The 8,120-nt window shown below is 37.8% G+C and carries 8 protein-coding genes; 5 read left to right on the top strand and 3 right to left on the bottom strand.

From position 1 onward, the window contains the following. The first annotated feature begins 542 nt into the window (after positions 1-542). The 5 genes from E1171_RS12940 to E1171_RS12920 all read left to right on the top strand — a co-directional run bounded on the left by E1171_RS12940 (position 543) and on the right by E1171_RS12920 (position 4,950). On the top strand, positions 543-1,715 hold the full coding sequence (locus tag E1171_RS12940) for a zinc metalloprotease (protein WP_222931493.1): 1,173 nt from the start codon (positions 543-545) through the stop codon (positions 1,713-1,715). Positions 1,716-1,737: 22 nt separating this feature from the next. Beyond that, positions 1,738-2,709: a T9SS type A sorting domain-containing protein gene (locus tag E1171_RS12935; RefSeq protein ID WP_343031366.1), complete on the top strand. Its 972-nt coding sequence runs from the start codon at positions 1,738-1,740 to the stop codon at positions 2,707-2,709. 197 nt (positions 2,710-2,906) lie between these two features. Continuing rightward, positions 2,907-3,680: a phosphatase PAP2 family protein gene (locus E1171_RS12930; protein WP_187696436.1), complete on the top strand. Its 774-nt coding sequence runs from the start codon at positions 2,907-2,909 to the stop codon at positions 3,678-3,680. 127 nt (positions 3,681-3,807) lie between these two features. Beyond that, positions 3,808-4,323, top strand: coding sequence for a DUF4920 domain-containing protein (locus E1171_RS12925; protein WP_155206425.1), 516 nt, complete (start codon positions 3,808-3,810; stop codon positions 4,321-4,323). A 150-nt stretch (positions 4,324-4,473) separates the two neighbouring features. Beyond that, complete coding sequence (locus E1171_RS12920; RefSeq protein ID WP_155206424.1) at positions 4,474-4,950, top strand: OsmC family protein; 477 nt, start codon at positions 4,474-4,476, stop codon at positions 4,948-4,950. Positions 4,951-5,147: 197 nt separating this feature from the next. Here the strand turns inward: E1171_RS12920 and E1171_RS12915 are convergent, their stop codons facing one another. The 3 genes from E1171_RS12915 to E1171_RS12905 form a co-directional block, all read right to left on the bottom strand. Beyond that, on the bottom strand, positions 5,148-6,365 hold the full coding sequence (locus E1171_RS12915) for an SGNH/GDSL hydrolase family protein (RefSeq protein ID WP_155206423.1): 1,218 nt from the start codon (positions 6,363-6,365) through the stop codon (positions 5,148-5,150). Further along, entirely contained in the window at positions 6,316-6,876 is a 561-nt protein-coding gene (locus tag E1171_RS12910) for a hypothetical protein (protein WP_155206422.1), read from the bottom strand. Before E1171_RS12910 ends, E1171_RS12915 begins: the two co-directional genes overlap by 50 nt. A 20-nt stretch (positions 6,877-6,896) precedes the next feature. After that, on the bottom strand, positions 6,897-8,120 hold a 1,224-nt coding region (locus E1171_RS12905), incomplete at its 5' end, for an OmpP1/FadL family transporter (RefSeq protein ID WP_155206421.1).

The raw sequence follows: 8,120 nt of genomic DNA, 5'->3' as shown, positions 1-8,120 counted from the left end.
GCCATTTACAACAACCTTATCCCCATAAAACACAAAAACAGCCTTCACAAACTCCCACACCAAACCAAGCTCATCCCTTCTCATTTTGAATAATCTTCATTTATCTGAACAGGAATAAGTAAAAAACCTGTCTTCCGAAGAACTACTAATTTTCCAATTCACCTCTAAAAAATTAACCTTTTAATTTTAACCTTCTGCGAGAAAAAGGAAAACCTAATAGTCCTGGAGTACTCCTGTACGCTTTTTTCCATTTTGTTAAAATGGAAAATATTGGGAATTTTCCTTTTCCTTTAATTTCTCTTTAAAAAATTTAATTCATCTCAAAAGCTCTGCTTAATGCTACCTTAAATGCCGTCATTTATGGGAAAGGAAATCTTTTGATTAAAAAGAAAGGAATTTTCCATTGAACCAATTCCTTGGGCCATTAAAATCCCCACAAATACCAGTTTGGTAAATTCCTATTGATTTCACCCAAATAGGGTTATTTACCAATCACGGAAAATCAATTCCATAAAACAAACCAAAACTCTTTTACAAACCCTATGAAAAAGTTACTACTAATTATCATGCTTACTTGCTTTTTGGGAGAATTAGCAAGGGCCCAACAAAAAAGGAACTGTGCCTCAGACGATTTATTGAATCTCCATTTGGCAAATAATCCCCATTTAGAACAACGAATGGAACAAGTGGAGAGACAAACAGCTGAATTCATAAAACAACGAAGAATCTTGAGAAGCGCATCTGTACAAGAAAATGAAATTCTTACTATCCCTGTTGTTGTACATGTTGTGTATAATACAAGTCAACAAAATGTAAGTGATAGTCAAATTCAATCTCAAATCGATGTCTTAAACGAAGACTTTAGGAAATTAAATGATGATCATACTAACACCCCATCAGAATTTGCTGACCTAGTGGCCGATATAGGAATAGAATTTCAGTTAGCCACTACGGACCCCAATGGAAATTCTACTACAGGAATTACCAGGACACAAACTTCAAGTTCTTCTTTCTCTTATACAAATGATGGTGTAAAATTTAATTCCAGTGGTGGTAAGGATGCCTGGCCGAGTAATAAATATTTAAATCTATGGGTTTGTAATATTAGCGGTTCTGTTTTAGGTTATGCCCAATTCCCAGGAGATGATCCAGCCACGGATGGTGTCGTAATCGATTACCAATATTTTGGCACCACAGGTACAGCCACTGCACCATTTGATAAGGGACGTACAGGTACTCACGAGGTAGGACACTGGTTAAACTTGCGACATATTTGGGGAGATGGTGGCTGCGGTGCCTCAGATTATGTGGATGACACTCCTAGTGCAGCCTCAGAATACTATGGCTGCCCATCCTATCCCCAAAATTCTTGTAGCAGTAACGATATGTTTATGAACTACATGGATTATGTGGACGACGCTTGTATGGTGATGTTTTCCGAAGGACAAAAAGAACGTATGCGGGCACTATTTGAGCCTGGAGGAGCTAGAGAAAGTATTATTTCGGATAACCCTACAGATCCTGATCCCGTTTATTGTTCCTCTCAGGGAGAGAGCACTGTCGATGAGTGGATTGGCAATGTAACACTTGGCGACATAGATAATACTTCCGGAAATAACGGAGGTTATGAAGATTTCACCAACCTCTCTACCACCTTGCAAAAAAATAGCAATTATACCATTTCCATAACTCCGGAATGGGAAAGCACCATTTAACAGTGAAGGGTATGGAGTTTGGATTGATTTTAATCAAGATAATGATTTTGATGACTCGGGAGAGATGGTATTCTCAAAAAGCGCTTCCCAAGATACCAATAATTCAGGAAGCTTCACAATACCTTCTTCAGCCCTAAATGGCCCTACCCGTATGCGAGTAACCATGAAATATAACGGAATTCCTTCTCCATGTGAGACATTTAGCTACGGAGAAGTAGAAGATTATACCGTAACCATTGAAGATGGAGACGGAGGTGGAGATGATCCGGTTTATTGTTCCTCCACTGGAGAAAGCACAGTGGATGAATGGATCGGCAATGTAAGTTTGGGAAGTATTGATCACACTTCGGGCGATAATGGAGGCTATCAAGACTTCAGTCATATTTCTACAAACCTACAAAAAAGCAGTAGTTATACCATCACCATAACACCTGAATGGGAGAGTACAATTTATAGGGAAGGTTACGCTGTTTGGATTGATTATAACCAAGATGGTGACTTTACTGATCCAGGAGAGCAAGTATTTTCAGCTTCGGCAACCCGAGATTCCCAAGTTTCGGGCAGTTTTACAATCCCTTCTGCAGCATCTGAAGGCCCATGCCGCATAAGAGTAAGTATGAAATATAATGGCATACCTTCCTCCTGTGAAAGCTTCCCTTATGGAGAGGTAGAAGATTATACAGTAAATATTGGGGCCAGCACACGGCTTTTTGCTGAGGAAAGCTCAAAAGTTACACCATTTTCACTTGTCTATCCAAATCCAGTATATAATGGAAAAGTAAATATTCAGATCAATAACACTGAAAAAAGTGAAAAGGTGGAAGTAAGTTTTATGGACATGAATGGACAAGAAGTTCTTCATAAAACCTTTGAAAAACTTATAGGAGTTCAAAATCTAAACCTAAATACTGGTCAACTCCGTAACGGACTTTATTTTATAAAAATCAGAACGGAACAATCTACGGAAATTAAGTCATTGATCATTAATCAATAATGCTTTTAAAGGCTTCTCTAGCAAAGAATTGAATTTACTTTTATTAAGGAGAGTTGTGGGGAATCTCATTAAATAAAGTAAACAGTGAAATTAAACTAAAAACAGTGCCTGAAATGGGCACTGTTTTTTTGTTTCTAAAAAAACCGTATTTTCCCAAAGTATTTTTTCCAACACAATTTATATATTTCTGCTCCAAGATGAATAAGAAACATATCAAAGTACTATTCTGGTTATTACTTTCCTTTCTAATTTTATGGTCAATAATAACTTTTTTTCCTATTTATGACTCTGGTTTTAGTTTAGGAGGTAAATTGAATTATTTTTGGCTGCAAATCTCCAATAGTGGCACAAGTACTGGAGTAATTTTAATTGTTTTATTAAGTACCCTAATCACCTATTTAGCCCAAGGGACTAAGAAACATAATTTAAAAATGTCTGCTCTTTTTCTCATTGGCTTTTTACTTACCCTCAAACTTTTCGCTGTTTTAAATGAAGATTTCTTAAAACCCGCTCTAGCAGAACCACGACCATCTTTCATTAAACTTGCCAATAGGGAACTAATAGACTTGCATCAATTATACAATTCACATTCTGATAAGGAAAATCGAAGAATTTATGTTGGCGAACAACTAAATAAAGCGGAAGCAAAACTTAAAGTAAGTGATATTGATCAAAAAGTATTAGATCACTGGGTGCATGAAACTGGATTCTCTTTGCCATCGGGACATACCCAAAATGCTTTCATCCTTGCCATGATCTTGGCCTACGTCTTTTACCTTCTCCCCCAGAAAGCACTAACCTGGCTTTCTTACCTGATTATATTTTGGGCAATATTAATGGGACTTTCAAGAGTTGCTTTAGGAGTTCACACTCCATTAGATGTTTTTGTGGGAGCTATATCGGGAATTTTTATTGGTTACCTACTCATTCTAACAGGTTTCATTGAAAAATTACTATTTCATGAATCCTAACATTCCCTGAACAAAAGTTAATATCCTTGGTAAGAAACAAACTTAAGAATAAATACAGAGATTAAATGTGGGTAAATTATATTTTCCTTTTTTTACTTTTAACCTATTCGAATAAAATTATAATCAAATGAAAAAACTATTTTACCTTCTTTTTTTAGTTCAATTAGTTGCTTGTCAAACAAAGAATAACAATGAGGGTGAAAACCCAAAAATAAAAGAAACAAAGACTGAACAACAGAATTCCTCCACTACAAATTTTGGGGAAACCTTTGAAAGCGATGGGGTCATTTCTACTAAGAAATTACTAACAATCCTCGCCTCTCAGGATACCCTTGAAGCTAAGGTAAAGGCTGAAATTGTCGAAGTATGTAAGGTAAAAGGCTGTTGGATGAATGTCTCCTTGGAAAATGGAGATATCATGAAAGTAATGTTCAAAGATCATTCTTTCGCCCTACCAAAAAAGGGCTTGGAAGGTAAAACGACTGTTTTTAATGGGCTAGCCTCCCGAAAGCAAATTTCGGTTGAAGACCTAAGGCATTATGCAAAAGATGCTGGCAGGCCAGAAGCTGAAATTGCCGCAATAACTGCTCCAAAAGAAGAAATTTTTTTCCAAGCGACAGGGGTAAAAATTATTGAAAATTAGGAAATGGATTTAAGCCTTAGAGCTTGATTAAATTTTTTGTTATTAAGTGAAGAGGAATTTGAAACAAAGAGAAAATTTTTAAACCTGTTCTTAAGCAAGATTTATTTTTATGTTATCCTACTCCTAATACTATAAAACTAGTAAAATCCAATGAAACAGCATCAATACCAAGTAAAAGTGGAATGGACAGGTAACCAAGGAAATGGCACCAAAAATTATAAGTCTTACAAAAGAGATTATGATATTTCGGGAGTTGAAAAAACCGCAACAATTTTGGGTTCATCGGACCCTTCCTTTTTAGGGGATAAAACCAGATATAATCCTGAAGACCTTTTAGTCTCCTCCCTTTCTTCTTGTCATATGCTTTGGTATCTACACTTGTGTGCAGTCAATAAAATAATAGTTACTGAATATGTAGACAATGCCAAAGGAATAATGAGCGAATCAAAAAATGGAAGCGGAAGCTTTAAAGAAGTGACATTACATCCAACTGTAACGGTAACAGATGAAAGTATGGTTCAAAAGGCAGCTGAATTACACGAAGAAGCTAACAAAATGTGTTTCATTGCTAACTCTTGTAATTTCGAAATAAATCATCAGGCAAAGATTCTCGTGAGTAAAGTTTAAATAGACAATAAGGAAGCAGGAGAAATCAAGTCCAATTTCGAATAAAAAGCATTACAATTTGATTATTGAAAACACAACCTTTGAAATGATAACCTGAGAGCCCCAAAATGCTGAAAATTTTTTAACAAGCTCTAAGAGCATAAATTAAAAAAGCCGTTAAATAACGGCCTTTTTTATCATCATTAAATGAAATGATTCTAATTAACTACAGTATTTGGCATTTCAATACCTTCAAATTCATTTACATTTACAGGAGAGATACTGGAATCATAGTGCTCGTTCACCGTTCTGATAATCTCGTTGGCAACTATTGCTGCCGCTGGTTGTGTTAGATGGATCCCGTCCAAACCAAAGATACCTCCTGTTACAAATTCTGAACTAAATCTAACCCCATCAACCGAATAACCTTTTTGGTACTGTTCAATGAGAGACTTCATATCCACATAAGCAAATCCGTTCGCAGCAGCTATGTTCTTTAAACTAGCATTGTAATCCTTCACGGCATTTTGAATAGTTTGTATTTCCTCTAATTCCAAAACAAACTCATCGGCTAGTGCCGTTACTTTTGATGGGCCATTTTCTTCTAATGGTTGATCCGGCAAACTTAAAATAGAAAGAGCAATAAGCTCGCCTTCTACTGCTTGTCTTATTCCCAAAGGATTTTCCTCCGTCACATCCACAGCAACAACAAAAGGATTTGGACCTTCCTGGAAGGTAGGATAAATTCCTGCAGCCTTTAATCCTTCGATTGTGATGTTAAACTGCTCTTCAATAGCTGCCTGTAGCATTAACATATCTTCCTCCGGTAGTAAGCCGTTATTATAGCCATCTAATGTGGCAACAATAATGGGCTGCTGATTTTCCATTTCAACAGCCACGGCTGCATCATAAGCAGCAAGGTCATCTTCAGGAAGCGTACGATTTTCATAACTATCAATTAGGGCATCAACTTGTGCTTGCCCTTCCGCAGTATCTAAATATGCCAAAGCCTGTTCTTCGCTCATGTTTGGTCCATTAGGGTCCATTAACTGAGCTTTTACCAATTCAAGAGCTATACCAGCTACAACTTTAATTCTTACACCTTCTGTAATTACACCTAATTTAACCGCTTCCAGTATTCCTGGTTCGATATTACCTTTGTAAGTTGCATTTAATACATCAGCAGTGGCCCCATCAATCACCAGACCATTCCATCCCACGTAGTCAAAATAAGGAATAGAAGTAATATCAGGAACATTTAGTAATGCTCCCTGTACTTCAGGATTAGCAGCTTTCAAACCTCCAATGACACCTTCAATATATGAGGAAAATTCATCTACCGACGTAGGGGCTTCCTTATCTGCGAAAGCATAATTTAAAACATCATTATTTCCTATCCAAAGGGTAAAAAAGGCTTGGTTGCTGGGCTGCTGCATCTGCTAACACACTTGTTGCAGGGCTAGTAGCAAATCGTCCGAAAAAAGGATTCGCCTGACCATATCCAGGAACCAATAGATGACCTGATTCAGCTCCGGGCACCCCCATATTGTTAAAATATATACCTTCACCTCCAATTGGTGTCCCAACTCCCTGCACATCCCCAGGGGTAGGTACTGGTAAAGGACTACCATTTACCAATTGAAGAACAAATTTACCGTTCCCATCACTTCCCAAACCATTACCACTTGGAACTAAAGGTTGGGTAAATTCTCCTCCTCCTACAGCCTCCAATTGCTGAGCAAATATTGCAGGGTAACTATTTTCCTGACCTTCTAAATATAAGGCCCCATCGCTGTATCCCGAAGTAAGGGAGTTTCCTAGGGCTACATATTTACTAAAATCCGCTTCTCCAGGAGAAGGGTTGGGATTTGGAGCTTCTACTTCCGGTTGACATGAAGCAAATAATAAAGTCAGTCCTGCTAATGGCAGATATTTATTTAATTTCATCTGTTTTCTCTCCTCTTAGATTAAAAGTTATAACTTAAAGATACGCCAGGAATGAAGGCTCTGGATTTGTAGGTCCCTGGTAAAACATCCTGTATCCCCCTTACTGAATCGATAGTTCCAGCACTTTGAGCCTGACCAAGGGTTTGTTCCCTTTCCTGTCCTTCGATCCAAAGGAAAGAAACATCTACATTCAGATTACCAAAAGAATAGCCAAATCCTGCTGTAAGGCCCAGACGATTAGCATCTGGAGTCTCAGGGGTTTGATAACCATCTTGCACTGGAGTAAGGTCATAATATGTTCCTGCTCTTAGCGCGAGGTTATTTAAGCGATATTCACCACCTAAATGGAAAGTCCAGGAATCTTTATAGTCTCTTGGAGAGCTAGTATCTTGTAATAGGTCCGTTTCATTATCATAATCAAATTCTAATGCTTCGTATTTACTCCAACCCACATAATTGATCTCGGTTGCTAAAGTAAAAGCAGAGGTCAAGTTGTAAGAGGCTCCAACATTAAGGGAAGAGGGCAAAGGAAGTTCTGCATCAAACTTCACATCTGCTGGTAAAGAACCTCTTAAAGCATCTGGAACATGGAAGAGAGCATCACCACCCTTTACTTTCATTTTAATGGCCGAGCGATAAGAAATTCCTGCCGTAAACCTATCTGCCTGATAGTACAAACCCAAGTTATAACCAAATCCTGGCTCGGCTTTACCATCCAACTCTGCGGTAGCATCTGGAATATTGTTAATTGACTTCTGTAAATTCACACTACCAATTGCGTAATCCAATCCAGCACCTACACTCCAGTTATCATTTATTCTATAACTGATGGTAGGCTGAATATAAATCGATTGCAGGCTTAGCTCTGTCAAAAGATTCTCTCCTTTCCATCCATCTTCCCATTGTACTGTGCTACCAAATGGAGTAAAAACACCTAGACCAAATCTCAAAGGGCTATCTTGCATTCCCCAGCTAGCATAAAAATGGAATGGTGTACCCATAGGGTTATTGGTTTGTGAGGTATAGCTACTATTCTCCTGATAATCCGCATAAGCAATGTGAGAAAAAATCGGATTGAACCCCACTATCAAACTATTGTTCTCCATCATGGCCAATGCCCCAGGATTAAAAAATATACTACTCGCATCAGGCCTGAAACCAGCCACACCTATATTTCCCATGGCCAACTGCCGATTTCCTTTTAATACTACCTGATAGCCACTGGCAAATAAATTACTACCAAC

This window comes from Xanthovirga aplysinae (assembly GCF_009711365.1).
GTDB lineage: Bacteria > Bacteroidota > Bacteroidia > Cytophagales > Cyclobacteriaceae > Xanthovirga > Xanthovirga aplysinae.
The sequence above is the reverse complement of the archived record's forward strand: the minus strand, read 5'-3'. Positions and strand labels throughout refer to the sequence as shown.

Bases quoted from the DNA above. Each gene is read 5' to 3' on its own strand.
- E1171_RS12940 (WP_222931493.1), top strand. From the start codon at position 543: ATGAAAAAGTTACTACTAATTATCATGCTTACTTGCTTTTTGGGAGAA.
- E1171_RS12930 (WP_187696436.1), top strand. From the start codon at position 2,907: ATGAATAAGAAACATATCAAAGTACTATTCTGGTTATTACTTTCCTTT.
- E1171_RS12925 (WP_155206425.1), top strand. From the start codon at position 3,808: ATGAAAAAACTATTTTACCTTCTTTTTTTAGTTCAATTAGTTGCTTGT.
- E1171_RS12920 (WP_155206424.1), top strand. From the start codon at position 4,474: ATGAAACAGCATCAATACCAAGTAAAAGTGGAATGGACAGGTAACCAA.
- E1171_RS12915 (WP_155206423.1), bottom strand. From the start codon at position 6,365: ATGCAGCAGCCCAGCAACCAAGCCTTTTTTACCCTTTGGATAGGAAAT.
- E1171_RS12910 (WP_155206422.1), bottom strand. From the start codon at position 6,876: ATGAAATTAAATAAATATCTGCCATTAGCAGGACTGACTTTATTATTT.